Annotated in this window: 23 protein-coding genes; 13 read left to right on the top strand and 10 right to left on the bottom strand. The window is 74.2% G+C overall.

Annotated features, from left to right (window positions below; genetic code table 11):
* Positions 1-55 precede the first annotated feature (55 nt).
* On the top strand, positions 56-2311 hold the full coding sequence (locus BM158_RS11880) for a SpoIIE family protein phosphatase (protein ID WP_091558379.1): 2256 nt from the start codon (positions 56-58) through the stop codon (positions 2309-2311).
* Positions 2312-2389: 78 nt separating this feature from the next.
* Here BM158_RS11880 and BM158_RS11875 read toward each other — a convergent pair whose 3' ends face one another.
* Entirely contained in the window at positions 2390-3613 is a 1224-nt protein-coding gene (locus BM158_RS11875) for a Rieske 2Fe-2S domain-containing protein (RefSeq protein WP_229827673.1), read from the bottom strand.
* A gap of 125 nt (positions 3614-3738) precedes the next feature.
* Here BM158_RS11875 and BM158_RS11870 point away from each other — a divergent pair, with 125 nt between their 5' ends.
* Genes BM158_RS11870 through BM158_RS11860 form a run of 3 tightly spaced genes read left to right on the top strand, consistent with a single transcriptional unit; the run spans position 3739 to position 7005 of the window.
* The gene (locus tag BM158_RS11870) at positions 3739-4095 is read left to right on the top strand and encodes a DUF485 domain-containing protein (RefSeq protein WP_091558374.1); all 357 of its coding nucleotides are present in this window, start codon (positions 3739-3741) and stop codon (positions 4093-4095) included.
* A complete protein-coding gene (locus BM158_RS11865) occupies positions 4092-5717 on the top strand; it encodes a solute symporter family protein (protein WP_091558371.1) in 1626 nt (541 codons plus the stop codon). The genes BM158_RS11870 and BM158_RS11865 overlap by 4 nt, the downstream gene beginning before the upstream one ends.
* 31 nt (positions 5718-5748) lie before the next feature.
* The gene (locus BM158_RS11860) at positions 5749-7005 is read left to right on the top strand and encodes a glutamate mutase L (RefSeq protein ID WP_091558368.1); all 1257 of its coding nucleotides are present in this window, start codon (positions 5749-5751) and stop codon (positions 7003-7005) included.
* 9 nt (positions 7006-7014) lie between these two features.
* On the opposite strand, the gene BM158_RS21790 is transcribed toward BM158_RS11860, so the two are convergent.
* The 3 genes from BM158_RS21790 to BM158_RS11845 are packed head-to-tail and all read right to left on the bottom strand — an operon-like array spanning position 7015 to position 9607.
* The gene (locus tag BM158_RS21790) at positions 7015-7644 is read right to left on the bottom strand and encodes a pentapeptide repeat-containing protein (RefSeq protein ID WP_165628902.1); all 630 of its coding nucleotides are present in this window, start codon (positions 7642-7644) and stop codon (positions 7015-7017) included.
* Between the two features lie 23 nt (positions 7645-7667).
* Entirely contained in the window at positions 7668-9110 is a 1443-nt protein-coding gene (locus BM158_RS11850; RefSeq protein WP_091558361.1) for a PH domain-containing protein, read from the bottom strand.
* Positions 9107-9607 (bottom strand): PH domain-containing protein, encoded by a 501-nt coding sequence (locus BM158_RS11845; RefSeq protein ID WP_091558358.1) that lies wholly within the window; start codon positions 9605-9607, stop codon positions 9107-9109. The genes BM158_RS11850 and BM158_RS11845 overlap by 4 nt, the downstream gene beginning before the upstream one ends.
* A gap of 33 nt (positions 9608-9640) precedes the next feature.
* On the opposite strand from BM158_RS11845, the gene BM158_RS11840 reads away from it, so the two are divergent.
* Positions 9641-9970: a rhodanese-like domain-containing protein gene (locus BM158_RS11840; RefSeq protein ID WP_229827745.1), complete on the top strand. Its 330-nt coding sequence runs from the start codon at positions 9641-9643 to the stop codon at positions 9968-9970.
* Positions 9971-9989: 19 nt separating this feature from the next.
* Here BM158_RS11840 and BM158_RS11835 read toward each other — a convergent pair whose 3' ends face one another.
* Both BM158_RS11835 and BM158_RS11830 read right to left on the bottom strand, forming a co-directional pair.
* Complete coding sequence (locus BM158_RS11835) at positions 9990-11603, bottom strand: long-chain fatty acid--CoA ligase (protein WP_091558351.1); 1614 nt, start codon at positions 11601-11603, stop codon at positions 9990-9992.
* 46 nt (positions 11604-11649) lie between these two features.
* Positions 11650-12840, bottom strand: a complete 1191-nt coding sequence (locus tag BM158_RS11830) for a cytochrome P450 (protein WP_091558348.1) — start codon at positions 12838-12840, stop codon at positions 11650-11652.
* A gap of 38 nt (positions 12841-12878) precedes the next feature.
* Here BM158_RS11830 and BM158_RS11825 point away from each other — a divergent pair, with 38 nt between their 5' ends.
* The gene (locus tag BM158_RS11825) at positions 12879-13814 is read left to right on the top strand and encodes a DUF5926 family protein (protein ID WP_091558345.1); all 936 of its coding nucleotides are present in this window, start codon (positions 12879-12881) and stop codon (positions 13812-13814) included.
* Here the strand turns inward: BM158_RS11825 and BM158_RS11820 are convergent.
* Complete coding sequence (locus tag BM158_RS11820; protein WP_091558342.1) at positions 13801-14901, bottom strand: GGDEF domain-containing protein; 1101 nt, start codon at positions 14899-14901, stop codon at positions 13801-13803. The genes BM158_RS11825 and BM158_RS11820 overlap by 14 nt on opposite strands.
* A gap of 376 nt (positions 14902-15277) precedes the next feature.
* Here BM158_RS11820 and chvE point away from each other — a divergent pair, with 376 nt between their 5' ends.
* From chvE to araA, 7 genes are all read left to right on the top strand, one after another.
* Positions 15278-16435, top strand: a complete 1158-nt coding sequence (gene chvE, locus BM158_RS11815) for a multiple monosaccharide ABC transporter substrate-binding protein (protein WP_091558339.1) — start codon at positions 15278-15280, stop codon at positions 16433-16435.
* 128 nt (positions 16436-16563) lie between these two features.
* A complete protein-coding gene (gene mmsA / locus BM158_RS11810) occupies positions 16564-18102 on the top strand; it encodes a multiple monosaccharide ABC transporter ATP-binding protein (protein ID WP_091558335.1) in 1539 nt (512 codons plus the stop codon).
* A complete protein-coding gene (gene mmsB / locus BM158_RS11805; RefSeq protein ID WP_091558332.1) occupies positions 18099-19364 on the top strand; it encodes a multiple monosaccharide ABC transporter permease in 1266 nt (421 codons plus the stop codon). Before mmsA ends, mmsB begins: the two co-directional genes overlap by 4 nt.
* A 26-nt stretch (positions 19365-19390) precedes the next feature.
* Complete coding sequence (locus tag BM158_RS11800; RefSeq protein WP_229827675.1) at positions 19391-20428, top strand: LacI family DNA-binding transcriptional regulator; 1038 nt, start codon at positions 19391-19393, stop codon at positions 20426-20428.
* A gap of 89 nt (positions 20429-20517) precedes the next feature.
* The gene (gene araB, locus BM158_RS11795; protein ID WP_091558329.1) at positions 20518-22284 is read left to right on the top strand and encodes a ribulokinase; all 1767 of its coding nucleotides are present in this window, start codon (positions 20518-20520) and stop codon (positions 22282-22284) included.
* Entirely contained in the window at positions 22268-22990 is a 723-nt protein-coding gene (locus BM158_RS11790; RefSeq protein ID WP_091558326.1) for an L-ribulose-5-phosphate 4-epimerase, read from the top strand. The genes araB and BM158_RS11790 overlap by 17 nt, the downstream gene beginning before the upstream one ends.
* A gap of 8 nt (positions 22991-22998) precedes the next feature.
* The gene (araA, locus tag BM158_RS11785; RefSeq protein ID WP_091558908.1) at positions 22999-24507 is read left to right on the top strand and encodes an L-arabinose isomerase; all 1509 of its coding nucleotides are present in this window, start codon (positions 22999-23001) and stop codon (positions 24505-24507) included.
* A gap of 44 nt (positions 24508-24551) precedes the next feature.
* Here araA and BM158_RS11780 read toward each other — a convergent pair whose 3' ends face one another.
* The 3 genes from BM158_RS11780 to BM158_RS11770 all read right to left on the bottom strand — a co-directional run bounded on the left by BM158_RS11780 (position 24552) and on the right by BM158_RS11770 (position 26245).
* Positions 24552-25250, bottom strand: a complete 699-nt coding sequence (locus BM158_RS11780) for a DUF4383 domain-containing protein (RefSeq protein ID WP_091558322.1) — start codon at positions 25248-25250, stop codon at positions 24552-24554.
* An 88-nt stretch (positions 25251-25338) separates the two neighbouring features.
* Positions 25339-25917, bottom strand: a complete 579-nt coding sequence (locus tag BM158_RS11775) for a TetR/AcrR family transcriptional regulator (protein ID WP_091558319.1) — start codon at positions 25915-25917, stop codon at positions 25339-25341.
* Position 25918: 1 nt separating this feature from the next.
* On the bottom strand, positions 25919-26245 hold the full coding sequence (locus tag BM158_RS11770; protein ID WP_091558314.1) for a DMT family transporter: 327 nt from the start codon (positions 26243-26245) through the stop codon (positions 25919-25921).
* Positions 26246-26262: the final 17 nt, after the last annotated feature.

The raw sequence follows: 26262 nt of genomic DNA, 5'->3' as shown, positions 1-26262 counted from the left end.
TCCGGGCGGGGTGGTCGGGTCGGTCGGTCGTGCGCAAACGATCTACTCTGCACCCATGGTGAACGGCGACGTCGTCGGGTCCGGCGTGCCCAACGTCGTCGACACGAAGATGCAGGAGTCCGTCGTCGACGACGCCAGCCAGGCCCTGTCCGTGATCGGTGCCAGCCCCGGCGCCACCGCGCTGCCGCGGGTGCTGGGCGACTCCCCGATCGCCGTCCTGCTGGTCGACCGGTCCCACGGGCAGGTCACCTACGCCAACACCGCCGCCCTCGAGCTCGCCGGCGACGTCGGCCTGCCGGTGGCCGTCGACGCGTGGACGGCCGCCGCCGGGGTCACCGACGTCGACGGCAACCCGCTGACCGAGACCTCCGCGCCGCTGTCCCGGGTCGCGGCCGGGCAGCCGGTGGCCGGCGAGCCGGTGCGCATCCGCGGCACCGACGGCGTCGCCGACACCGACCGCGGCACCGCCGACAGCCGCGGCCCCGTCGTCTGGGCGACCGGCTTCCCGCTGGGCGAGGGCGCGCACGACGAGCAGCTCTCGCTGCTGGTGTTCCTCCCGGTCGAGCAGCCCACCGGCGCCGACGACCCCGAGGCGGTGCTGCAGTCGCTGCGCGAGCGCGCGGTGCTGGCCACCGACATCTGCTTCACCATCTCCGACCCGCGCCAGGAGGGGAACCCGCTGGTCTGGGTCAACCCGTCCTTCACCAAGGTCACCGGGTACTCCCTCGAGGACTCGATCGGGCGCAACTGCAAGTTCCTGCAGGGCCCGGCCACCGACCCGGCCGCGGTGCAGCAGATGGTCGACGACCTCTCGGCCGGCCGGTCCACCGCGGTCACCCTGCTCAACTACCGGCCCGACGGCACCGCGTTCTGGAACCACGTCTCCATCTCGCCGGTCTACGACGGCGCCGGCGAGCTCGTCTCCTTCGTCGGCGTGCAGTCCGACGTCACCAGCCGGGTCCTCGCCGACGCCGAGCGCGACGCCGCCCACGAGTCCGAGCGCACCGCCCGCCGGCACGCCGAGGAGGCCCGCGCCCGGATGGCCCTCATGGCCGAGGCGACCACCGAGCTGGTCGGCAGCCTGGACACCGCCGAGCTGCAGCACCGGCTGGCCCGCCTCTGCGTGCCCCGGCTGGCCGACTGGGTGTCCATCTGGCAGGTCGACGACGACGGCCTGATCACCTCGGCCACCAGCCTGCACCGCGACGGCGACGTCGTCCGCCCGCTGCTGGACGCGATGGAGGCCGCGTACCTCGGCCGGCCCTTCCCGCGGGCGGCGCCGGTGCGGGAGGCCTTCCTCACCGGCCAGCCGGTGCTCCGCGAGGACCTCGACGACCGGGCGCTGGAGCCCTACGCCCGCGGCCTGACCGACGGCGAGGTGCTCACCCAGCTCGGGGTCGGCTCGCTGCTGGCCCTGCCGCTGCCCTCGCAGCGGGGCACCTGGGGCGCGATGACCCTGGTCCGCGAGGCGGCTCACGGGTTCTCGGTCGAGGACCTCGACGTCGCCCAGGACCTCTGCCGGCGGGCCGGCCAGGCGCTGGACAACGCCCGCATCTACAGCCGCGAGGCCTCGGTCGCCGAGACCCTGCAGCACGCCCTGCTGCCCGAGCTGCCCGACCTGCCGCGGATCACCGCCGCCGCCCGGTACACCGCGGCCTCGGCCGCGGCCGCCGTGGGCGGCGACTTCTACGACCTGCTCCCGATGCCCGGAGGGGCCACCGGCATCGTGATCGGCGACGTCGCCGGGCACGACATCACCGCGGCCACCGCGATGGGCCAGCTGCGCGGGCTCATCCGCAGCGCCTGCTGGGACACCGACGAGCCGGCCCCGGACATCGTGCTGGCCCGCGTCGACCGGCTGCTGAAGGTGCTGAGCCTGCCGGTGATCGCCACCGCGGCGCTGCTGCGGGCCACCCCGCCGGCCGACGGCGGCGACGCCTGGGTGGTCGAGTGCGCCAACGCCGGGCACCCGCCGGTGCTGCTGCGCACCCCCGACGGCTCGGTCGACCTGTTCTGCGACGACCACGACCTGCTGCTGGGCACCGGGATGGCCGACCTGCTGCCGCCGCGGTCCAGCACGGTGCACAAGGTGCCGGTGGGCAGCCAGCTGCTGCTCTACACCGACGGGCTCATCGAGCAGCCCGGCGCCGAGGGCCCGGGCCGCGACATCGACGCGGGCCTGGCGGCGCTGCGTCAGCGGTGGGCGTCGCTGCCGGTGTCGGCCGACCCCCGCACCGTCTGCGATGCCGTCCACGACCTGGTCGTGCTGGCCTCCGACGACCTCGCGGTGCTCACGCTCCAGCTCGACTGACCCGCCGGGTCGTCCGTCCCGTGGTCCAGGGCCAGCCGGACCAGCGACGGGGGGTCCCAGCCGGCGGGGCAGCGGGGCTCAGGCAGCGGCCACATCGTCGTCCTCCTCGGTGCGGGCGGTCCCGCGGGCGGTGACCAGCAGGTCGGCGAGGGCGTGCCGGTAGGCCACGCCGAGCCGGTCGGTGGGCAGGTGCACCTCGTCGCGCGGCGTCAGCGGCAGACCGGTCACCGGCAGCGCCCCGTCGAGGGCCTCGAGCTCGGCCCCCACCCGCTGGGCCTCGGCGGCCAGCTGCACCCGGCCCGGCCGGCCGCCCAGGGCGACCCGGGCGTGCACGAGGGTGGAGTCGGCGTCCTCGGGCTGGAGCAGGAGCAGCAGCGACCGGGTGGTGCCGTCGGGCAGGGTCTCGTCGCGGCGCAGCTGGAACGGCGCCCGCAGGTGCACCACCACCTGCCGCCCGCCGTCGGCCCACCGGGCCGTGCAGCCGCCGGCCACCGGCACCACCTCGGCGACGACGCCGGGGGCGCCCGGGTCGAGGACGGCGTCCATCAGCACCGCGGCGGGCGTGCCGGTGCGCACCGCCGGCAGCCACTGCGTGCGCCCGGGGAACACCTCGGCGGGCAGGTCGGTGCCGCAGGGCGGCTCCGGGGCCAGCCAGAGGGCACCGTCCCGCTCCCGGACGCCGGCCACCGGCGGCTCGGCGGTGACCACCCCGCCCCGCCGCTGCAGCGTGCGGGTGGCCCCGAGCAGGCGGACCGACAGCCAGCCACCCTCCTCCAGGGCGTCGGCACGGGCCACCGGGTGCCAGGCGCGGCCCAGCGCGGGGGCCACGTTGCCCAGCACCGGGCCGGACGGCGCGGGCAGCGCGGGCACCGGCTCGGCCGTGGTGCCGGCGACCGCCCGGGGCGGGCGGTGGTGCAGGGTGCGGTCGGGGGCCACCCAGACCCAGCCGTCGCGCTCCTCGACCGCCCAGGGCGCGGACAGGTCGGCCCGCGGGGGCGGCACGGCGTCCGGGCCCAGCGCGGGCACGCCGCGGCACCGGCCGTCGGCGGCGAAGGTCCACCCGTGCCCGGCGCAGCGCAGGTCGCCGCCGACCACGGTGGCCGAGGTGAGCGGGAGCAGCCGGTGCGGGCAGTGCGGCGACAGGGCGGTGACCTCGCCGCCGGGTCGCAGCCGGACGACCACCCACGGCCGGCCGCCGGCGCCGACCAGCAGCGGGGTGCCGCCGACGTCGGCGGCGCGGGCGACGGGGAACCAGCCGGTGCCACCGGGGGAGGGGCGGGAGAGGGCTCTGCTCGATGCCACAGCACCATCGGACCGCACCGGCGTTCCCGCCACGTTGCCCGGCGGTGACGTCCTCGTACCGGTTGTCGGAGCCACCCTCTAGTGTCGGCGATCACACAGCGGAACCACAGTGAGGTGCACCCCCCGTGACCGAACCCGAACGCCGGCTGCTCACCCCCGAGGAGTACCGGCAGGCTCAGGACTCGCCCGAGTTCACCGAGCTGCGGCGCCGCTTCCGGCGCTTCGCCGTCCCCATGACCGTGGCCTTCCTGGCCTGGTACCTGCTCTACGTGCTGCTCTCCACCTACGCGGTCGACCTCATGAACACGCACGTGTTCGGCGACGTCAACCTCGGCATCCTGCTCGGCCTGGGCCAGTTCGTGACCACGTTCGCGATCACCCAGGCCTACGTCGCCTACTCGGCGCGCAACACCGACCCCATCGCCGACGAGATGCGCACCCGCCTCGAGGCCCACGAGTACCGGTCGGAGGGCCAGCAGTGACCATCGGCAACCCCGCGGTGAACATCTCGATCTTCGCCGTGTTCGTGCTCATCACGCTGGTCATCACCTTCCGGGCCAGCCGCAGCAACGCCAGCGCCGCCGACTACTACGCGGCCGGCCGCAACATCTCCGGCACCCAGAACGGCCTGGCCATCGCCGGCGACTACCTCTCGGCGGCCTCGTTCCTGGGCATCGCCGGGGCCATCGCGGTCTACGGCTACGACGGCTTCCTGTACTCGATCGGCTTCCTGGTCGCCTGGCTCGTCGCGCTGCTGCTGGTCGCCGAGCTGCTGCGCAACACCGCCCGGTTCACCATGGCCGACGTCCTGGCCTTCCGGATGCGGCAGGGCCCGGTGCGCACCGCGGCCGCGCTGTCCACGCTGGCGGTCTCGCTGTTCTACCTGCTGGCCCAGATGGCCGGCGCCGGTGGCCTGGTCACCCTGCTGCTGGGCATCAGCGGCGCGGGCGCGCAGGCCCTCGTCGTGGTGGTCGTCGGCGCGCTGATGATCTTCTACGTGCTGGTCGGCGGCATGCGCGGCACCACCTACGTGCAGCTGATCAAGGCCACCCTGCTCATCGCCGGCGCGCTGGTGATGACGGTGTGGGTGCTCGGCAAGTACGGGTTCAACCTCTCCTCGCTGCTCGGCGGCGCCGCCGAGACCGCGACGCAGCAGGCGACCCCGCGCGACGTGCTCTCCCCGATGGGCCAGTACGGCGCCACCGGCACCTCGAAGCTCGACTTCGTCTCGCTCGGCCTGGCCCTGGTGCTCGGCACGGCGGGCCTGCCGCACGTGCTCATGCGCTTCTACACGGTGCCCACCGCCAAGGACGCCCGGAAGTCCGTGGTCTGGGCGATCTGGCTGATCGGGTTCTTCTACCTGTTCAGCCTGGTCATCGGCTACGGCGCCGGTGCCCTGGTCGGCGCCGACCGGATCCTGGCCGCGCCGGGTGCGGTGAACTCCGCGGCACCGCTGCTGGCCTTCGAGCTGGGCGGCACCGTGCTGCTGGGCATCATCGCCGGCGTCGCGTTCGCCACCATCCTCGCCGTGGTCGCCGGGCTGACCATCACCGCGTCGGCGTCCTTCGCGCACGACATCTACAACTCGGTGATCAAGAAGGGCACGGCGAGCGGCTCGCAGGAGGTCCGGGTCGCCCGGATCACCTCCTGCGTCATCGGCGCGGTCGCCATCGGGCTGGGCATCCTGGCGCTGCAGGCCGGGCTGAACATCGCCTTCCTGGTGGCGCTGGCCTTCGCCGTCGCGGCCTCGGCGAACCTGCCGACGATCCTCTACACGCTGTTCTGGAAGCGGTTCACCACCCGCGGCGCGCTGTGGTCGATCTACGGCGGGCTGATCTCCTGCCTGGTGCTGATCGTCTTCTCGCCGGTCGTGTCGGGGGCGCCGGTCAACCCGACCACCGGGGTCTCGCCCTCGCTCATCCAGGGCGACGGGTTCTCCTGGTTCCCGCTGAACAACCCGGGTCTGGTGTCCATCCCGCTGGCCTTCTTCCTGGGCTGGCTGGGCACCGTGCTGGACCGGGGCGGGGCCGACGCCGACAAGTACGCCGAGCTCGAGGTCCGCTCGCTGACCGGCATCGGCGCCGAGAAGGCCGTCCAGCACTGAGGCACCTGTCCACCCCGGCTAGGTTGCCGGGGTGGACAGCCCGGACGCCGTCGTCGCCTGCGTGGACATCGGCTCGACGTTCACCAAGGCGGCGCTGGTCGACCTGACCACGGGGGAGCTGCGTGCCACCGCGCAGGCGCCCACCACGCTCGACGACGTCGTCCGCGGCGTGCTCGAGGCGACGGCCGGCTTCGGTGACGTCCCCGTCCGGGCCTGCTCCTCGGCCGGCGGCGGGCTGCGGCTGGCCGTGGTCGGCTACGAGCAGCTGATCAGCGCCGAGGCCGGCCACCGCGCGGCGCTGTCGGCCGGCGCCCGGGTGGTGCACGTGGCCGCCGGCCGCCTCGACGCCGCCGGGCTGGCCGCGCTCGGTGCCGCCCGGCCCGACGTCGTCCTGCTGGTCGGCGGCACCGACGGCGGCGACACCGCGGTGCTGCGGCACAACGCCGCGGCCCTGGCCGGGGAGGACCGCTCCGTCCCGGTCGTGCTGGCCGGCAACGCGCACGTCGCCGACGAGGTGGCCGCCGTGCTGCGGGACGGCGGCCTGCCGGTCACCGTCTGCGCCAACGTGCTGCCCGACATCGGCGAGCTGGTGCCCGAGCCCGCCCGGGCCGCGATCCGGGCGGTGTTCCTGGAGCACGTCATCGGCGGCGACAAGCTCTCGGCCGACCCGCGGCTGCGGCAGTGGGTGCGCGCGGTGACCCCCGACGCGGTGCTCGACGGCGTCGTCGTGCTGGCCGGGCTGCGGGCGGCCGCCGAGGTGCCCGGCGTGGTGGTGCTCGACGTCGGCGGCGCGACCACCGACGTCTACTGCGTGCCCGACCTGGACGCCGAGCAGGCCGCGCTGCGCCGGGAGGCCGTCGGCGTCCCCGCGCACCGGCGCACCGTGGAGGGCGACCTCGGCGTGCACCACGCGGTCGAGGACCTGCGGGCGGCCGCGGCGGCGGAGTCGCTGCCCCCGCTGGCCGACGACGCGCTGGCGCTGGGCGAGGCCGCGGCCACCGTGGCGCTGCGCCGGCACCTGCGCGCGGAGGCCGCCTACGGGCCCGGGGGCTCCTCGGCCCGCGGCGTCGGCCTGGTGGTGCTCTCCGGCGGGGTGTTCCGGCACGCCTCGGCGCCCGGCCGGGACGCCGTCGTCGCCCGGCTGGCCGCCGACCGCGGCGGGGCGGGTGGCGTGCTCGGCGGCACCGAGGTGGTGGTGGACGCCGCCTACGTGCTGGCCGCCACCGGCCTGCTGGCGGCCGATCACCCCGGCGCCGCCCGGGCGCTGGCCGCCACCCTCCTGCCCTGACGCCGGGGGTCAGCGGGCGACGCGGATCCCCAGCTCGGCGGCCATCCCGCCCGACCAGCCGGCCAGCTGCGCGTCGCTGATCGTGGCCCCGCGCAGGCCGGTCACGCCGTCCAGGTCCGGCAGCCCGGCGCCGGTCAGGTCCACGTCGCGGCAGCGGGCGCCGGACAGGTGCAGCGTGCCCAGCTCCCCGCCGGCCACCCGCACACGGCGCAGGTCGGCCCCGCCCAGGTCGAGCTCGCGCAGGGTGCAGTCGACCAGCTCGACCTCGACCAGCGTCGCCCCGCGCAGGTTCACGTAGTCCGCCCGCACCCCGGTCAGCACCACCCGGGTCCACGACGCCCCGTGCGCGGTGAACGCGCCGTACCGGCCGCCCTCGACGACGGCGTCCAGCCAGGTGCCGTCGCGGGCGAGCAGCTCGGTGGCGGTGCAGCGGAGCAGCCCGGTGGTCGAGAGCCGGGCGCGGACCAGCGACAGCCCGTCCAGCGCACACCCCTCCAGCAGGCACTCCAGCAGCTGGCCGGCCTCCCCGGTGGGCTCCAGGTCGGCGAACCGCAGCCCGTCCGCCGTCCCGCCGGCCAGCTCCGCGGGGCCGCCGTCGGTGAGCGGGGGCAGGGGCGCGAGCAGCTCGGCGACGTCCACCCGCCCAGCCTGGCACCCGGCGCTCAGCCGGTGAGCGTGGCCGCCCAGGGGCCCGACGCCGCCTCGGCGAAGGGGGCGGCGTCGGCGGCGCCGATGTCCAGCGCCCGGTAGCCGCCCGCACCCGCGCCGACCGCGGCGACCACGGTGGCCACGCCCTGCCGGCGCTGGAAGAACGACTGCTGCACCTGCCAGCCGACCACGGCCCGCCTCTGCAGCACCACCTGCTCCCGGACCAGCCAGCCCGACCGCAGGGAGAACGACCGCGCACCGGCGACGTGGCCCAGCGCGGCGTACCGGCCCAGCCCCAGCGGCACGCCCAGCCCGGCCAGCACGGCCCCGGCCGGCAGCAGCCACCACCAGCCGACGGTGGCGGTCAGCACCGCGCCGGCCACCAGGAGCACCGCCCCCGGCGCGCAGGCCCGGACCAGGCGCCGGCGCCGGGCGGCCGGCGGGTGCGGGCGCAGCGGCCCCGGGTCCTCGACCAGCAGGCCGGTGACCGCCCATGCCTGCTCGCGCGGGCCCAGCGGGAGCAGCTGGCCGCGCCGCGCGGCGTCCCCCAGGCCGGTGACCAGCGCGGTCGCGCGTGCCGCGCGCACCCAGCGCATGCCCAGGCCCTCCGTCACCGCGCACCCGCGGATCCGGTCGACCTCCAGCTCGGTGTGCCGCCGGGTGAGCAGGCCGCGGACGGCGACCAGCGACCCGCCGCGGCGGGTCAGCCGGAACCGCCAGTTGACCACCGCGCTGCCCACCACCGACCCGACCAGCAGCACCAGCACGACCGCCGCCACGGCGACCGCCACCACGGCGGTGTCGGTGAGGTCGGGCCGGCCGAGGTCGGGCCGCCAGCGCCGCGGCAGCTCGTCGGCCAGCCGGAACAGCGCGCCGACCGCCGCCAGCGGGACGGCCAGGTAGCTGCCCACCAGCGGGGCGTACAGCAGCCAGCGGTTGTCGAAGCGGAACAGCTCCTGCTCCACCGGCCCGGCGGGGAGGTCGGGGGCGTCGGCGGCCGGCGCCGTCCGCCGGGCCAGCAGGTGGGCACGCAGCCGGTCGGCCTCCGCGCGGGGCAGCCCGTCGACCACCAGCTCCTCGTCGGCGCCCTGCACCGCCCCGGCCGCGGCGTCGACCCGCACCCGGACCAGCCCGAGCAGCCGGTGCAGCAGCGGCGCCTCGACCTCCACCCCGCGCACCCGGTCCAGCGGCACCGTGCGCACCGAGCGGGACAGCAGGCCCCGGGTGACCACCACCGAGGTGTCCCCGTCGGCGTAGCTGAACCGCCACCAGGCCAGGACGGCGGTCGCCAGCGACACCACGGTGATGCCGGCCGCGATGGCCACCACCGCCCACGGTCCGTCGGTGAACCCGCGGAGGGCCCCGATGCCCAGCACCACGGGCACCCACTGCCGGGCCTGCTTGAACGTGATCGTGTGCACCAGCACGACCCGCCACGACGTCCGCACCGGGCTCACGTCGCCTCGTCGCGGACCAGCTCGGCCCGGTGCGCCAGGTCGTCGGCCACCCGGGCGGCCACGTCGGCGTCCAGGTGCGGGATGCGCACCGTGCCCTGCGACGACGCGGTCAGCACCGCCACGCTGGCCAGGCCGAACAGCTGCTGCACCGCCCCGCGGGTGACGTCGACGGTCTGGATCCGCGAGACCGGCACCAGCGTCCAGGTGCGCGACAGCCACCCCGTGCGGGTGTAGACCGCCTCGGCGGTGACCTCCCACCGGTGCACCCGGTAGCGCAGCCGCGGCCGCACCCCGATCGAGACCACGCCCTCGACCACCACCAGCACCGGCAGCAGCACCGCCAGCCAGGTCGGCAACGGGAGGAAGACCTCGAGGCCGGTCACCAGCAGGGCCAGCACCAGGGTCCCGACGGCACCCTCGACGGCCCACAACCCGATCGCGTTGCGGGACGGCGTCCAGGCGGGCGAGCGCGCGGGGTCGGGGTGCACGGGCCCCATCCTCCCGGGTGGGCCACCATGGGCTGCGTGACGATGCCGCAGCAGGTCCCCACCGTGCCCGCCAGCCAGGTCCCCGACGACGCCGTCGTGCTCGACGTCCGGGAGGACGACGAGTGGGTGGCCGGGCACGTCGAGGGCGCCACCCACATCCCGATGGGCGAGGTCCCCGCCCGCCTCGACGACCTGCCCGAGGGCGACCCGCTCTACGTGACCTGCCGGGGCGGCGGGCGTTCGGCGCGGGTGGCCGCCTGGCTGAACGCGAACGGCTACGACGCGGTCAACGTCGGCGGCGGCATGGGCGAGTGGCAGGCCGCGGGCCGGCCGATGGTCAGCGAGACCGGCAACCCGCCCACCGTCGTGTGACGGCGGGCGGGCCGCCGGTTCAGGAGCGCTGGTAGTCGGCGAAGCGGGTGCGCAGGTCCTTCTTGGAGAACTTGCCCACGCTGGTCTTGGGCACCTCGTCGATGAACTCCACGGCCTCGGGCAGCCACCACTTGGCGACCATCGGCGTGATGTGGGAGATGACCTCGTCGGCGGTGAGCTCCTCGCCCTCGGCGACGACGACGCAGGCCAGCGGCCGCTCGTCCCACTTCGGGTCGGGGATGCCGATGACCGCGGCCTCCTTGACCTTCGGGTGGCTCATGATCGCGTTCTCCAGGTCCACCGAGCTGATCCACTCGCCGCCGGACTTGATCAGGTCCTTGGTCCGGTCGGCGATGCGCACCGAGCCGTGCGGGTCGATGGCCGCGACGTCGCCGGTCCTCATCCAGCCGTCGGGGGTGGCCAGCTCCACGCCGGCGTCGGGGTTGTAGTAGTCCAGCGCGGTGGTCGAGCCGCGCACCTGCAGCTCGCCGGTGGCGACGTCGTCCCAGGGCAGCTCGTCGGTGGTGCCGGCCTCGACGATGCGCACCTCGACGCCCATGAACGGGATGCCGGCCCGCGCGCGGTAGGCGGCCTTGTCGTCGTCCGAGCCGTCGAACAGCCGGCGGGGGAGCCGGGCGGAGGTGGCCACGGGGTGGGTCTCGGTCATGCCCCACGCCTGCAGGATCGGCAGCCCGACCCGCTCGCGGTAGGCCTCGGACAGGGCCATGGGGACGGCGGAGCCGCCACAGCCGATGTCGCGCAGCACGTGCTCGCGGCCGGCCAGCTCCGGCAGCACGCCCTGCCAGATGGTGGGGACGCCGGCGGTGAAGGTCACGCCCTCGTCGACGATGAGGTCGGCCAGCGCCTTGGGCTGCATCATCGGGCCGGGGAAGACCATCGACGCGCCGACGGCGGGGGCGGCCTGCGCCAGGCCCCAGGCGTTGGCGTGGAACATCGGCACGACCGGCATGACGACGTCGGTCTCGCCCATGCCGAAGACGTTGGGCTGCACCACGGCCATGGTGTGCAGCACGGTCGAGCGGTGGCTGTACAGCACGCCCTTGGGGTTGCCGGTGGTGCCCGACGTGTAGCACATGCTGGCCGCGGTGTTCTCGTCCTCGACCCGGAAGTCGACCGGCTCGGCGGCGGCGATGTGGTCCTCGTAGAGCGAGACGCGGGGGTCGTCGGGGATCTCGTTGTCGCCGCCGTCGTCCATGACCACGACGTGCCGCACCGTGGTCATGGTGTCGATGAGCGGCCACAGCAGGGGCAGCACGGTGCGGTCGACGAAGACGGCCTCGTCCTCGGCGTGGTTGGCGATGTAGGTCAGCTGCTCGGGGAACAGCCGGATGTTGAGGGTGTGCAGCACCCGCCCGGTGCTCGGGACGGCGAAGTACAGCTCCAGGTGGCGGGCGGAGTTCCAGGCGAAGGTGCCCACCCGGCCGTCGGCGGAGATGCCGAGGGTGTCGAGCACGCCGGCGAGCTTGCGGGTGCGCACGGCCCACTCGGCGTACGTCGTCCGCACCGGGCCGGTGGGGGAGTTCGTCACGATCGTCTTGTCGCCGTGGTGGCGCTCCGTGTACCGGAAGATCGAGTCGATCGTCAGGGGCGTCTGCTGCATGAGGCCGCGCATGGGCGCATCCAACCAGTGACGGGCAACACGATCTACCCGCGGGTAGTCACCGTTGCAACGTCAGCGGGAGCCCGGCCAGACCGCGGATGACGAACTCCGGACGGCGGCGCGCCTCACCCGCGAGCTCCAGCACCGACGTGCGGGCCAGCAGCGCGCCGAAGGAGGCCTGCAGCTCCACCCGGGCCAGCGGTGCCCCGATGCAGAAGTGCACGCCGGCGCCGAAGGAGATGTGCGGGTTCTCGGTGCGGCCGACGTCCAGGGTGTCGGGGGCGTCGAACACCGCCGGGTCGTGGTTGCCCGACCCGAGCAGCGCGGCGATCTTCTGCCCCTGCTCGACGGTCACCCCGCCGACCTCGACGTCGGCGGTGGCGGTGCGCTCGAACAGCTGCAGCGGCGAGTCGAAGCGCATGAGCTCCTCGATCGCGGTGGGCAGCAGCGAGCGGTCCGCGCGCAGCCGGGCCAGCTGGTCGGGGTGCTGCAGCAGCGCCAGCAGGCCGTTGCCGGTCACGTTCACGGTGGCCTCGTGGCCGGCGTTGAGCAGCAGGATGCAGGTGGTGACCAGCTCGTCCTCGGTCAGCCGGTCGCCGTCGGCGTCCCGGGCGGTCACCAGGTGGGTGAGCAGGTCCTCGCCGGGTGCCTGCCGCCGCTGGGCGGCCAGGTCGCGCAGGTAGGCGACGAACTCCGCGGCCGCGGTCTCGGCGGCGTCCTCGGTCTGCGTCGTCCGGCCGTACTCGTACATCTTCACGATCGCGTTGGACCACGGCCGCAGCAGCGGACGGTCGGCCTGCGGCACCCCCAGCAGCTCGGCGATCACCTCGACCGGCAGCTGCTCGGCCATCCCGGTGAACAGGTCCACCGGCTCGCCGGCGGTGGAGCGCTCGACCATGCCGTCGACCAGCTCGCCGGCCAGCTGCTCCACCCACGGCCGCAGCCGCTCGACGTGCCCGCGGGCGAAGGCGGCGCTGATCAGCCGGCGCAGCCGGGTGTGGTCCGGCGGCTCCATCTCCAGGATCGCGTTGCGGTGGATCAGGTTGAACTGGCCGAACCGCTCGGCCGGGGCGCGGTCGGTCCAGATCCGGCCCAGCGCCCGGGTGCGCAGCACCGCGTTGGCCTCCGCGTGCCCGTAGGCCAGCCACATGCCCAGGCCGTCGTCCCACTGCACCGGCGCCTGCGCGCGGGCCGCGGCGAAGGCGGGGTACGGGTTCTCGACGAAGGACGGGTCGGTCAGGTCCAGCACCCGACGAGTGTGCACCGGGCCCGCATAGGGTCGGGCGCATGGCCCGCACGCAGACCAAGCGCCGTCCCGCCCCCGCCGCCGCCGACGGGGCGCCCAACCCCAAGGCGCCGTGCCCCTGCGGGTCGGGCCGCAAGTACAAGCACTGCCACGGGTCGGCCTACGCCCCCGTGGTCAGCCGGCCCTTCGAGGGCCTGCCCGGCGAGGTGCACTGGGTCGCGCTGCGCGAGCTGGTCCCGGCGGCCACCGCCACCCTGACCACCACCGACGGCCGGACGGCGACCCTGGCCAGCGTGCTGCCCGGTGGCGCCCCGGCGCTGGTGCGGGCCAACGGCGAGGTGCTGCTCGGCGTCCAGCTGGCCACCTCCTCCGACGACGTCAGCCGCGACCTGGGCACCGCCCTGGCCGCCGCGCTGGAGGCACCGGCCGGCAGCCCGGTCGACCCGGGCCCGGTCGGCGCCGAGGGCTCGGCCGGTCCGCGGCTGCAGGAGCTGCTCGACCCCGCCGCCGAGCTCGAGGTCACCGTGCACGAGGACTTCGGCTTCTGGCTGGAGGGCACCGGCGCCGGTCCCGCCGCGCAGGCCGGTCTCCAGCAGGCCAACGAGGCGATCATCCCGACCGTGCTGCTCGAGGGCCTGGGCGCGGCCTACTGGTGCCGCCCGGCCACCGACCGCGCGCACCTGCGCTGGGTGCGGCCCGAGCCCGAGGAGCAGCTGCTCGACGCCCTCGCCCGGCTCGGTGGCGCCGAGGAGCTGACCCTGGGCCCCGGGACCAAGTACGCCGGCGCGTTCCGGGCCCACGGCCTGGTCGTCCCGGTGTGGGACGTGCCGGCCGACGTCCCCGCCACCGACTGGACCGGTCCGGCCACCGAGCTGGACCGGCGGCTGACCGCCGCGCTCGGGCGCGACGAGCCGCTGACCGCCGACGAGCGCCGCTCCCGGGCGGGCCTGCTCTCCCGCCAGGTCACGCTGCGCTGACCGGGCTCCCGGCCGAGCAGGCCTGGTCGCGGCCGCGCCGCTTCGCGACGTAGAGCGCGCGGTCGGCGGCCGCGTAGAGCGTGCGCGCGTCCTGCGCGTGCGCCGGGACCTGGGCGACCCCGACGCTGATGCTCATCGGCAGGACGGTGCCGTCCTCCAGCACCAGCGGGTGCGCCCGGACGGCGGTCACCAGGTCGGTGGCGCGGCGCTCGGCGACGTCGGTCGGGCAGCCGGTGAGCAGGACGGCGAGCTCGTCCCCGCCCAGCCTGGCCACCACCGCGTCGCCGTCGCGCACGGCGTCGCGGAGCACCCGGCCCAGGTGGCGCAGCGCGTCGTCGCCGGCCGGGTGGCCGAAGCGGTCGTTGATGGCCTTGAACCGGTCGACGTCGACCAGCACCAGGGCGGTGCCCGGGCCGGGTGACCCCGCCAGGTCGCGGTCGACCGCGGCGTCGAGCACGTGCCGGGCGACCAGGCCGGTCAGCGGGTCGACCCCGGCCTGCTCGCGCAGCCGGGCGACCAGGCGCTCCTGGCGGTTTCCGGCGTGGGCCAGCAGGGCGGTGGCCAGCACCAGGGTGGCGGCGACGAAGACGGCGTCGGGCACCGCGCGGTCCAGCGGCTCCAGGTGCAGCACCAGGACGGCGTTCGAGGTGCCCGACAGGCCCGCCACGACCCAGGCGGCGGGCGGGCGCAGCTGCGAGGCGGCCCACAGCGTGGGCAGGACGGCGAAGACCTGCGCGGCGGCCGAGGTGTCGGCGGTGATCCAGTTCAGCACCCCCAGCACCACCGCGCCCAGCAGCGGGACCAGCGCGAGCAGGCCGCGGTCGTCCCACCGGTGCGGGTCGGTGCGGGTCAGCACCGCGCTGGCCGCGACCAGCAGCACGACCGCCGTCCAGGAGCCCACGTCGGCCACCGCCGACTGGTCGGCGAGCAGCGCGTAGCCGGCCTGCACCAGCGCGGCGGGCAGCATGACCGCGACGGCCAGCCGGGCGGCCGAGCGCGGGTCGCGGGTCCCGGCCCAGCGCGCTGCCCGGCCGGGGCCGGTCGAGCCGGGGCCCCGGTCGTCGACGGGCGCGGGGAGGGCGCTCACGGGGTCTCCGGTCTGCGGTGGTCCCGACCGGGTTGCTCCCGGCACAGGGACGTGCTCCCCCTGGTGTCGGCGCGCGGGGGTGCCCGGTTGAGCGCGGCGGACGGGACCCACCCGCACGGGTGGGACGACGGGGCGGACGCCCGCCCGGTTGCGCCCGGTTGCCTGCTGCTGTGACCGGCATCGCGCGGCGTCGTCGCGAACGGGGCGAGAACGGGTTGCCGCAGCACGTCGGGTTCGTTACGAGAACGTGACCGGTTGGCGCCCACAACCCCTTGACGGGATACGGTTGTTAACGTTCACAATGTGAGCGCTCGCACAGCTGCGGGCCTGAGCGCCGAGATGTGTCCGGCGGCAGACGTCTCGTGAAGGAGAACACGTGAGCAAGAAGCTCAGGCTGGCCGCCATCGGTGCGGTCGCGGCCGTCGGTCTCACTGCCTGCGGTGGTGGCGGTGCCGGCAGCGGTGGCGGGAACGACACCGCCAACGCCGACCCCGGCGACCTCACCATCGGCGTGGCCATGCCCACCCAGACCTCCGAGCGCTGGATCGCCGACGGCAACAACGTCAAGTCCCAGCTCGAGGACGCCGGCTACCAGGTCGACCTGCAGTACGCCAACGACGACATCCCCACCCAGTCGCAGCAGATCGACCAGATGATCACCGAGGGCGCCGACCTCCTGATCATCGCCGCCATCGACGGCACCGCCCTCTCGGGCCAGCTGCAGGCCGCTGCCGACGCCAACATCCCGGTCATCTCCTACGACCGCCTCATCCGCGACAGCGAGAACGTCGACTTCTACGTCACGTTCGACAACTTCGCCGTCGGCCAGGCGCAGGCCACCGCGCTGCTCACCGGCCTGGGCGTGCTCGACGAGTCGGGCAACCGCACCGACGCCGCCGGTCCGTTCAACATCGAGCTGTTCGCCGGCTCGCTGGACGACAACAACGCGTTCTTCTTCTTCAACGGCGCCATGGACGTGCTCCAGCCGCTGATCGACGACGGCACGCTGGTCGTCCCCTCGGGCCAGACCGACATCGAGCAGGCCGCCACGCTGCGCTGGCAGCAGGAGACCGCCCAGTCGCGCATGGAGACGCTGCTGACCGGTTCCTACAACAACGGCACCGTGCTCAACGGTGTGCTGTCGCCCTACGACGGCATCTCCCGCGGCATCATCACCGCCCTGCAGAACGCCGGCTACGGCCCGAACCTGGACTCGACCCCGCGTGCCCTGCCGGTCGTCACCGGCCAGGACGCCGAGATCGCCTCGGTCAAGCTGATCCAGGACGGCGTCCAGAGCTCGACCATCTTCAAGGACACCCGCAACCTGGCCGAGCAGGCCGTCACGGCTGCCAAGGCGTTCCTCGAGGGCGACGAGCCCGAGGCCAACGACACCGAGACCTACGACAACGGCGTGAAGGTCGTGCCGTCGTACCTGCTCCCGGTGCAGACGGTCTTCGCCGCCGACATCCAGTCGGTGCTCATCGACAGCGGCTACTACACCCAGGCCGAGGTCGACGCGGGTCAGACCGACTGACCTGCCCCTGAACCCGGCCGGGTCCGGCAGCGCAGCTGTCGGGCCCGGCCGGCTCCACGCTCCACCCGCTCCACCGCACGGCACGACCGAGCACGGCACACAGAACGACGACGAGACGACGGAGTCCGATGTCCGACCCCATCCTCGAGATGCGCTCCATCACCAAGACCTTCCCCGGCGTCAAGGCGCTGCAGGACGTGACGCTGTCCGTCGAGCGCGGCGAGGTGCACGCGATCTGCGGCGAGAACGGCGCCGGCAAGTCGACCCTCATGAAGGTGCTCTCCGGGGTCTACCCGGCCGGTGACTACGAGGGCGAGATCGTCTTCGAGGGCCAGGTCGTGTCCTTCGGCGGCATCCGCGACTCCGAGCACGCCGGCATCGTGATCATCCACCAGGAGCTCGCCCTGGTGCCCTACCTCTCGATCGCCGAGAACATCTTCCTGGGCAGCGAGAAGCGCGGGAAGTTCGGCCTCATCGACTGGAACCTCGCCAACGCCGAGGCCGACAAGCTGCTGAAGTCGGTGGGCCTGGACGAGAACCCCACCACCCCGGTCGGCCAGCTCGGCGTCGGCAAGCAGCAGCTGGTGGAGATCGCCAAGGCGCTGTCCAAGGACGTCAAGCTGCTGATCCTGGACGAGCCCACCGCGGCGCTCAACGACACCGACTCCGCGCACCTGCTGGGCCTGATCCGCGGCCTGCGCGACCAGGGCATCACCTCGATCATCATCTCGCACAAGCTGAACGAGATCGACGCGATCGCCGACCACACCACGATCATCCGCGACGGCCAGACGGTCGAGACGCTGGACATGGCCGACGAGTCGGTGACCGTCGACCGCATCATCCGCGGCATGGTCGGCCGCGCCCTGGACTCCTACTACCCCGAGCGCGAGTCGCACCCGGGCGAGGAGGTCATGCGGGTCGAGGGCTGGACGGTCAAGCACCCCACCCAGGACCGCCTCGTGGTCGACCACGCCAGCTTCGACGTGCGGGCCGGCGAGGTCGTCGGCATCGCCGGGCTGATGGGCGCCGGGCGCACCGAGCTGGCGATGAGCATCTTCGGCCGCTCCTACGGCACCTTCGTCGAGGGCCGGCTGTTCATGCACGGCAAGGAGGTGCGCGCGCGCACCGTCGCCGACGCCATCGACGCCGGCATCGCCTACGCCACCGAGGACCGCAAGAAGTACGGCCTGAACCTCATCGACGACATCGCCCGCAACAACTCCGCGGCGGCGCTGGACAAGCTCTCCACCCGGGGCTTCGTCGACGCCAACGAGGAGACCAAGGCGGCCGAGGAGGGTCGGCGGTCGATGAACATCAAGGCCCCGACGGTGAAGTCGATCGTGGGCAAGCTGTCCGGCGGCAACCAGCAGAAGGTCGTGCTGAGCAAGTGGCTGCTCACCGACCCCGACGTGCTGATCCTCGACGAGCCCACCCGAGGCATCGACGTCGGCGCCAAGTACGAGATCTACACGATCATCAACAAGCTGGTCGCCGCCGGGAAGGCCGTCGTCGTCATCAGCTCCGAGCTGCCCGAGCTCTTGGGCATCTGCGACCGCGTCTACACCCTCTCGGCCGGCCGGATCACCGGGCAGCTGCCCGTGGCCGAGGCCGACCAGGAACGTCTCATGACCCTCATGACCCAGGAGAAGGAGCTCGTCGGATGACCCAGACCGTCGGCCCGACGTCGGAGCCCGAGGCCGAGTCGGCCACCGCGCAGAAGGACAACGCCACCGCCGGCGCCCTCGGGACCGGCACCAGCGACGTCCGCACGCTGCTGAGCCGCAACCTGCGCACCAGCGGCATCTACATCGCCTTCGTGGTGGTCGTGGCGCTGTTCGCGATCCTGACCGGGGGCACCTCGCTCTCCCCGGGCAACATCACGAACATCGTCCTGCAGTACTCCTACATCCTGATCCTGGCCATCGGCATGGTCATCGTGATCATCGCCGGCCACATCGACCTGTCGGTCGGGTCGGTCGTGGCGGTGACCGGGGCGGTCTCGGCGGTGCTGGTCATCCGGCACGACCAGCCGTGGTGGGTCGGCGTGCTCGCCGCCCTCGCCGTCGGCCTGGCCATCGGTGCCTGGCACGGGTTCTGGGTCGCCTACGTCGGCATCCCCGCCTTCATCGTGACCCTCGCCGGCATGCTGCTGTTCCGCGGCCTGACCCTGCAGGTGCTCAACAACATCTCGCTGTCCCCGTTCACCCCGGAGTACGGCAAGATCGCCTCGGGCTTCAGCAACGGCCTGCTCGGCGGCAACGGCTACGACGCGTTCACCCTGCTGATCTTCGGCGTCGCGGTGGTCGTCTACGCCTTCAGCCAGTTCCGCACCCGCCAGGCCCGCGTCCGCTACAACCAGCAGGTCCCGTCGTTCCCGCTGTTCGTGGCGCAGATCGTCGTCGTGGCCGCCGTCGTCATGGCCTTCGCCTGGCAGCTGGCCACCGCCCGCGGCCTGCCCTACGTGCTGGTCATCCTGGCCGTGCTGATCCTGGTCTACGGCGTGGTCACCAAGCGGACCGTCTTCGGCCGCCAGGTCTACGCCATCGGCGGCAACCTGGCCGCGGCGACGCTGTCCGGCGTCAAGGTGAAGGTCGTCAACTTCTGGATCTTCGTGAACATGGGCTTCCTGGCCGCGGTGGCCGGCGTCGTGTTCTCGTCCCGGTCCAACGGTGCACAGCCCAGCGCCGGCAACAGCTTCGAGCTGGACGCCATCGCCGCGGCCTTCATCGGTGGCGCCGCGGTGACCGGCGGTGTCGGCACGGTCGTCGGCGCCATGGTTGGTGGTCTGCTCGTCGGCGTCATGAGCAACGGCATGCAGCTCATGGGTGTCGACCAGTCCATCCAGTCGATGGTCAAGGGCCTGGTGCTGCTGCTGGCCGTCGCCTTCGACGTCTACAACAAGCGCCGGGCCGGCTCCGGCCGCTGAGGCGGGCGGCCGGGGAGGAGCCAGCGGTGTCGACCGACACGACCGGAGCCGCCCCGGCCCGCCCCCTCGTCATGAGCGACGTGGCCGCCCGGGCCGGCGTCTCGCACCAGACGGTGTCCCGGGTGGTCAACGGCCACCCCAACGTGGCCCCGCGCACCCGCGAGCGGGTGCAGCAGGCCATCGCCGAGCTCGGCTACCGGCCCAACGCCGCGGCCCGGGCGCTGGTCACCGGGTCCTCCCGGACGATCGGCCTGATCACCATCGACGTCGACCAGTACGGGCCGGCGCAGACGATGATCGGCCTGGAGCAGGCGGCCCGGGCGGCCGGGTACTCCCTGTCGGTGGCCATCCTCGACCGGGCCGGCGGGCTGACCATCGCCGAGGCGGTCGACCGGTTCGTCGCCCAGTCGGTGGACGCGGTCGTGGTGCACACCGCCGAGCTGCAGGCGCTGGAGGCCCTCGAGCAGGTCGACCCGCCGGTGCCGCTGGTCGCCGTCCAGATGGGCGGCGAGGGCCACGGCAGCACGGTGACCGTGGGCCAGGAGGCCGGCGCGGCGCTGGCCGTCGACCACCTGCTCGAGCTCGGCCACACGACCGTGCACCACCTGGCCGGGCCGTCCTACTCGGTCGAGGCGCGGCGCCGCATCCAGGGCTGGCGCACAGCGCTGGCCCGGGCCGGCGCGCCGGCGGGGGAGCTGTGGCTGGGCGACTGGTGGCCCTCCTCCGGCCACGCGGCAGGCACCGACCTGGCGCAGCGCATCCGGGCCGGGGAGCCGATCACCGCGGTGTTCGCCGGCAACGACCAGATGGCCCTGGGCCTCATGGTCGCGCTGCACGAGCAGGGCATCTCGGTGCCCGGCGACGTCAGCGTCGTCGGCTTCGACGACGTCCCCGAGGCGCCCTACTTCAGCCCGCCGCTGACCACCGTCCGGCAGGACTTCGCCGAGCTCGGCCGCCGCGGCGTGGAGCTGGTGCTGGCCCGCATCGGCGGGGAGGACGGCGGGTCGGACCTGGTCGAGCCGCGGCTGCTGGTGCGCAGCTCCACGGGGCCCGCGCGCAGCTGACCGGCGATGTCGCCCGGTGTGTTCCGAACCACCTTTGTTAGCGCTAACATGTGCGACCGGGCGGTCGCGGACCGCAGGAGGAGCTGGTGATGAGCGAGCAGTACGTGGTGGGCGTCGACTACGGCACCCTGTCCGGCCGGGCGGTCGTCGTCCGGGTGTCCGACGGGGCCGAGCTGGCCAGCGCCACCCACCCCTACGCGCACGCCGTGGTCGACCGCGAGCTGCCCGGCACCGGTGAGCAGCTGCCGCCGGACTGGGCGCTGCAGGTGCCGTCGGACTACGTCGACGTGCTGCGCACCGCGGTGCCGGCCGCCGTCCGCGACGCCGGGGTCGACGCGGCCGACGTCGTCGGCATCGCCACCGACTTCACCGCCTGCACGATGGTGCCCACCACGGCCGACGGCACCCCGCTGTGCGAGCTGCCGGAGTTCGCCGACCGCAAGCACGCCTACGTGAAGCTGTGGAAGCACCACGCCGCCCAGCCGCACGCCGACCGGATCAACGCCCTCGCCGCCGAGCGGGGCGAGGCCTGGCTGCCGCGCTACGGCGGCCTGATCTCCAGCGAGTGGGAGTTCGCCAAGGGCCTGCAGCTGCTCGAGGAGGACCCCGAGGTCTACGCGGCCATGGACCACTGGGTCGAGGCCGCCGACTGGATCGTCTGGCAGCTGTGCGGCGAGTACGTCCGCAACGCCTGCACCGCCGGTTACAAGGGCATCCGGCAGGACGGCGGCTACCCCTCGCGCGACTACCTGGCCGCGCTGAACCCCGACTTCGCCGGCTTCGTCGACGACAAGCTCGACCACCGCATCGGCGAGCTGGGGGAGCGGGCCGGCGGGCTGACCCGCGAGGCCGCGCAGTGGACCGGCCTGCCCGAGGGCATCGCGGTCGCCGTCGGCAACGTCGACGCGCACGTCACGGCCCCGGCCGCGCAGGCCATCGAGCCCGGCCAGATGGTCGCCATCATGGGCACCTCGACCTGCCACGTGATGAACGGCGACACCCTCGCCGAGGTCCCCGGCATGTGCGGTGTCGTCGAGGGCGGCATCACCGCCGGCCGGTACGGCTACGAGGCCGGCCAGAGCGGCGTCGGCGACATCTTCGGCTGGTTCGTCGACACCTCCGTGCCCCCGGCCTACGTGCAGGCCGCCGGCGAGCGCGGGATCAGCGTGCACCAGCTGCTCACCGAGCTGGCCGCCCAGCAGGAGGTCGGCGAGCACGGCCTGGTCGCCCTGGACTGGCACAACGGCAACCGGTCGGTGCTGGTGGACGCCGAGCTGTCCGGGGTGGTGCTGGGCCAGACGCTGGCCACCCGGCCCGAGGACACCTACCGGGCGCTGCTGGAGGCCACCGCCTTCGGCACCCGCACGATCATCGAGGCCTTCGAGGGCTCGGGCGTGCCGGTCACCGAGCTGGTGGTGGCCGGCGGGCTGCTCAAGAACCAGTTCCTGATGCAGCTGTACTCCGACGTGTGCCGCCGGCCGCTGTCGACCATCGACTCCGACCAGGGCCCGGCGCTGGGCTCGGCCATCCACGCCGCCGTCGCCGCCGGTGCGCACCCCGACGTGCCCGCCGCGTCGCGGGCGATGGGCAAGGTGCTGCGCGGGGTCTACACCCCCGACGACGAGCGCGCCGACCGCTACGACGTCCTGTTCGCCGAGTACCGGCGCCTGCACGACTTCTTCGGCCGCGGCGAGGACCAGCCCGGGGGCGGCAACGACGTGCTGCACCGCCTGCGCGCCCTCCGCCGCGACGCCGCCGCCCGCCGCGCCGGCGGCGCGGTCCCCACCGCCACCCCCGTCGCGCCCGAGGTCGAGGCGCCCGCGATCGAGGAGCAGTCCGATGTGCTCAGCGTGTGACAGCCCGACGTCGGCCCGGCTGACCGTCCGTGCAGCCGCCGGGGAGGAGCGCGGCAGCCACCGCGAGCAGCGCGAGCACGTCGCCGCGCTGCACGCCCTGCTGGTCAGCAACGGCCTGGTCACCTGGACGGCGGGCAACATCAGCGAGCGGGTGCCCGGCGAGGACCTGTTCGTCATCAAGGGCAGCGGCGTCGACTACGACGGGCTGACCTGGGAAGGCATCACCGTCTGCGACCTGGACGGCGTCGCCGTGGACGGCGTCCGCGGGCCCTCCTCCGACACCGACGCGCACGCCTACGTCTACCGGAACATGCCCGAGGTCAACGGCCAGGTGCACACGCACAGCACCTACGCCGCCGCCTGGGCCGCCCGGGCCGAGCCGGTGCCCTGCGTGCTGACCGCGATGGCCGACGAGTTCGGCGGGCCGATCCCGATCGGGCCGTTCGCGCTGATCGGCGACGACTCGATCGGCCGCGGCATCGTCGACACCCTGGCCGGCCACCGCTCGCCGGCGGTCTTCATGCAGAACCACGGCGTGTTCACCATCGGGCGCTCCGCCCGGGCCGCGGTCAAGGCCGCCGTCATGGCCGAGGACGTCGCCCGCACCGTGCACATCTCCCTGCAGCTGGGGACCCCGGTCCCGATCCCCCAGGCCGACATCGACGCCCTGTACGAGCGCTACCAGAACGTCTACGGACAGAAGTGAGCAGCCAGATGACCAGCCCGTTCCCCGACCACGAGATCTGGTTCCTCACCGGCAGCCAGGAGCTCTACGGCGAGGAGACCCTGCAGCAGGTCGCCGAGCAGTCCCAGCGGGTGGCGGCGGCCCTCGACGGCGCGGACACCGTGCCGGTGGAGGTCGTGTGGAAGCCCGTGCTCAAGGAGCCGGGCGCCATCCGCCGGGTCATGGGCGAGGCGAACGAGGACCCGGCGTGCGTCGGCGTCATCACCTGGATGCACACCTTCAGCCCCGCCAAGATGTGGATCGCCGGGCTCGACGCGCTGCGCAAGCCGCTGCTGCACCTGCACACCCAGGCCGACGCCGCCCTCCCGTGGGCGACGATCGACATGGACTTCATGAACCTCAACCAGGCCGCCCACGGCGACCGGGAGTACGGCTACGCCCTCACCCGGCTGCGGGTGCCGCGCACCACGGTGGCCGGGCACGCCGGCAACCCCGCCGTGCAGGCCCGGGTCGGCGGCTGGGCGCGCGCCGCCGTCGCCGCCACCGAGGCCCGCTCGCTGAAGCTGGCCCGGTTCGGCGACAACATGCGCAACGTCGCGGTGACCGAGGGCGACAAGGTCGAGGCGCAGCTGCGCTTCGGCGTCTCGGTGAACACCTACGGCGTGAACGACCTGGCCGCCGTCGTCGAGACGGTCACCGACGCCGAGGTCGACGCGGTCGTCGCCGAGTACCTCGACCTGTACGCGGTCGCCGACGACCTGCGCCCGGGCGGCGACCGGCACGGCTCGGTGCGCTACCAGGCCCGCCTCGAGGTCGCGCTGCGCCGGTTCCTCACCGAGGGCGGCTTCGGTGCCTTCACCACCAACTTCGAGGACCTGGGCGCGCTGCGGCAGCTGCCGGGCCTGGCCGTGCAGCGGCTCATGGCCGACGGCTACGGCTTCGGCGGCGAGGGCGACTGGAAGACCTCGGCGCTGCTGCGGGTGCTCAAGACCGCCGGCCGGGGCCTGCCGGGCGGCACCTCCTTCATGGAGGACTACACCTACGACCTGTCGTCGGAGACGCCCAAGATCCTCGGTGCGCACATGCTCGAGGTCTGCCCGACCATCGCCGGTGAGCAGCCCTCCCTCGAGGTGCACCCGCTGGGCATCGGCGGCAAGGAGGACCCGGCGCGCCTGGTCTTCTCCGCCGCGCCCGCCGAGGGCGTCGTCGTCGGGTGGGCCGACCTGGGCGAGCGGTTCCGCTGGGTGGCCAACGAGATCGACGTCGTCCCGCCGTCCGAGCCGCTGCCGAACCTGCCGGTCGCGCGTGCGGTCTGGGAGCCCCGGCCGGACTTCGCCACCTCCACCGAGGGCTGGCTGACCGCGGGCGGGCCGCACCACACGGTGCTGACCACCCAGCTGACCACGGCGGAGCTGACCGACCTGGCCGACGTGTTCCGCACCGAGCTGGTGGTCATCGACGCCGACACCACGCGCCGCAGCCTCGCCAAGGAGCTGCGCTGGTCGGCGGCCTACCACCGCCTGGCCCAGGGCCTCTGAGGCCTCCGGGGTGGGCCGCCGTCCGCGGCCCACCCCGGGCGCCGTCAGCTGTACTGCATCCAGACGCGGCGGCGGCCGGCCTTGGTGCGCTCGTGGCTCATCGCCTCGACGCGGGCGGCCTGCTCGGGGGTGGCGCGGTGCTCGGCCACGGCGACCTCGGCCTCCCGGATCGCGGCCTCGGCGCGGCGCTCCTCGGGGGTGCGGGCCGGCAGGTCGGGCTCCTCGTCGTCGGCGGGGGCGCCGGTGACCAGGTTGGCCCGGTAGGGGTTGTCCGCGGGCAGGTTGCCGCTGACCCGGCCGTAGAGGCCCAGGGTGAGCAGCAGCAGGCCGACGACGATCGAGAAGATGACGTTGGACATCTGGAAGGCGAGCACGTTCAGGCCGGTGTTGAGCACGAACAGGTGCCAGAACGCCGAGAGCAGGAACGCGGTGCCCACCCCGGTCATCACGATCCCGGCGATGCGGCCGCCCTTGACCGCGCCGGCGACCAGCACGGCGGCGGTGACCAGCGAGATGGTGGACAGCAGACCGTTGGAGGACAGGCCGGCCACCTGGCCGCCGTCGGTGGAGAAGTAGTCGAGGCCGCCGACGAAGCCGAGGACGCCGAACACCGCGAGGACGGCGGCGACGGTGAACGCGCCGATCCGGTGGACGGTCTTCACCCGGCGGGCGGTGGGGGTCTCCGCGACGTCCTCGTGCAGACGGGGCGGGGTCCGGGTCGGACGGGTCGGTGCCGTGGTCATGGGGTGCCTCCTGGCGCTCGTGGCTGAACGACAGACGCCCCACTACCCCCACCGCGGCCGGGCGTAACCACGGTTTACGCAGCGGACGTCACCAGCGGCGCCGGCGGCTCAGCAACTCGGCCACCGCCTGCTCCGTGGCGGCCCGCGCGCCGCCGTCCCCCTCGACGAGGGCCGACAGGGCGGTGCCGTCGGCCAGGGCGACCAGCCGGGCCACCGGCACCTCGCGGTGACCGCCGCGCGCCAGCACCTCGACCAGCAGCGCGTCGGTGCGGGCCCGGGTCGCGGCGAGCACCGGGCGCAGCGCCGGGTGCCGGCCACCGGCCAGCCACCGCTCGTAGTAGGCCTGCAGCTGCTCGTCGGTGCGCCGTCCGGCGCCCAGCAGCACGTCCACCAGCACGGCCGCGGTCGCCCGCGTGGTGCGCCGCCCGGCCGGCAACGCGGCCACCAGGGCGGTGGCCGCAGCCGTCTCCTGCTCCCCGACCCGGGCGGTGGCGGCCACCAGCAGGTCGTCGAGGTCGCGGAAGTAGTAGGTGGTGGCCGCCAGCGGCACCCCGGCCGCCGCCGCGACGGCCCGGTGGGCGACCGCGTCGGGGCCGGCCTCGGCGACCAGCCGGGCGGCCGCGGCGACGATGGCCTCCCGCCGCGCCTCGCCCTTGGGCGTGGTCACCTCAGTGCGCCGACGAGGGAGCGAGGTTCAGCCCGACGACCCCGGCCACGATGAGCAGGATCGACAGGATCCGCACGGTGCCCACCGGGTCGCCGAGCAGCACCATGCCGACGACCGCCGTGCCCGCCGCCCCGATGCCGGTCCACACGGCGTAGGCGGTGCCCACCGGCAGGTCGCGCAGCGCGATGGTCAGCAAGGTGAAGCTGGTGCCGGCGCAGACGACGAACGACAGCGTCCACCACAGCCGGCTGAAGCCCTCGGAGTTCTTCAGCGACACCGCGAACGCCGTCTCGAACAGACCGGCCACGACGACCAGGACCCAGGCCACGACGGCCTCCTTCCCTC

It is taken from the genome of Klenkia taihuensis (assembly GCF_900112525.1).
GTDB classification, from domain to species: domain Bacteria; phylum Actinomycetota; class Actinomycetes; order Mycobacteriales; family Geodermatophilaceae; genus Klenkia; species Klenkia taihuensis.
This window is presented reverse-complemented; position numbering and strand designations above follow the sequence as displayed.

What these genes read in the sequence shown, in the direction of transcription:
- BM158_RS11880 (WP_091558379.1), top strand. Translation starts at nt 56, where the DNA reads ATGGTGAACGGCGACGTCGTCGGGTCCGGCGTGCCCAACGTCGTCGAC.
- BM158_RS11845 (WP_091558358.1), bottom strand. Translation starts at nt 9,607, where the DNA reads ATGGGGCCCGTGCACCCCGACCCCGCGCGCTCGCCCGCCTGGACGCCG.
- BM158_RS11840 (WP_229827745.1), top strand. Translation starts at nt 9,641, where the DNA reads ATGCCGCAGCAGGTCCCCACCGTGCCCGCCAGCCAGGTCCCCGACGAC.
- BM158_RS11835 (WP_091558351.1), bottom strand. Translation starts at nt 11,603, where the DNA reads ATGCGCGGCCTCATGCAGCAGACGCCCCTGACGATCGACTCGATCTTC.
- BM158_RS11825 (WP_091558345.1), top strand. Translation starts at nt 12,879, where the DNA reads ATGGCCCGCACGCAGACCAAGCGCCGTCCCGCCCCCGCCGCCGCCGAC.
- mmsA (WP_091558335.1), top strand. Translation starts at nt 16,564, where the DNA reads ATGTCCGACCCCATCCTCGAGATGCGCTCCATCACCAAGACCTTCCCC.
- mmsB (WP_091558332.1), top strand. Translation starts at nt 18,099, where the DNA reads ATGACCCAGACCGTCGGCCCGACGTCGGAGCCCGAGGCCGAGTCGGCC.
- araB (WP_091558329.1), top strand. Translation starts at nt 20,518, where the DNA reads ATGAGCGAGCAGTACGTGGTGGGCGTCGACTACGGCACCCTGTCCGGC.
- BM158_RS11790 (WP_091558326.1), top strand. Translation starts at nt 22,268, where the DNA reads ATGTGCTCAGCGTGTGACAGCCCGACGTCGGCCCGGCTGACCGTCCGT.
- araA (WP_091558908.1), top strand. Translation starts at nt 22,999, where the DNA reads ATGACCAGCCCGTTCCCCGACCACGAGATCTGGTTCCTCACCGGCAGC.
- BM158_RS11780 (WP_091558322.1), bottom strand. Translation starts at nt 25,250, where the DNA reads ATGACCACGGCACCGACCCGTCCGACCCGGACCCCGCCCCGTCTGCAC.